The sequence below is a fragment of the Prevotella sp. Sow4_E9_plate genome (genome assembly GCF_052116205.1).
In the GTDB taxonomy this organism is placed as follows: Bacteria; Bacteroidota; Bacteroidia; order Bacteroidales; family Bacteroidaceae; genus Prevotella.
Genome location: NZ_JBQKLN010000158.1, coordinates 1 through 378 on the forward strand (window position 1 = coordinate 1; position 378 = coordinate 378).

Annotated in this window: 1 protein-coding gene; it reads right to left on the reverse strand. The window is 46.3% G+C overall.

The features are described from left to right. Positions 1 to 42: 42 nt before the first annotated feature. The coding region (locus tag ACTQ53_RS17680; protein ID WP_441934634.1) for a group II intron maturase-specific domain-containing protein at positions 43 to 378 on the reverse strand (336 nt) is incomplete at its 5' end.

Genomic DNA, 378 nt, shown 5'->3' on the forward strand with positions numbered 1-378 from the left:
CCTCTCACACCACCGTACATGCGGTTCCGCATACGGCGGTTCCTATTTTGGATACCATTCGAGGTATGAACCCGTCAATGTAGCATAGCCTGCCATGCTCAACTTTTCATTGGTTATCGCACGACTTAGTATGTAACTGCCAGCTATGCGCCAATCCCCCAAACGACTATTGCCCCACATGTAAGCTTGGTACTTATCTATACCACACTTTATCAAGTTGGCAATTCTCGTTTTCACCCTCTTCCACGACTTCCATATACACATACGTAGCCGTCGCCTTAGCCACTCGTCAGTTTCCATGAGGAAACGTTTCATGTTGGCAAGGTGATAGTAACCTACCCATCCCCTTATGTACTCTTCAAGTTTTTGCTTTCTCTT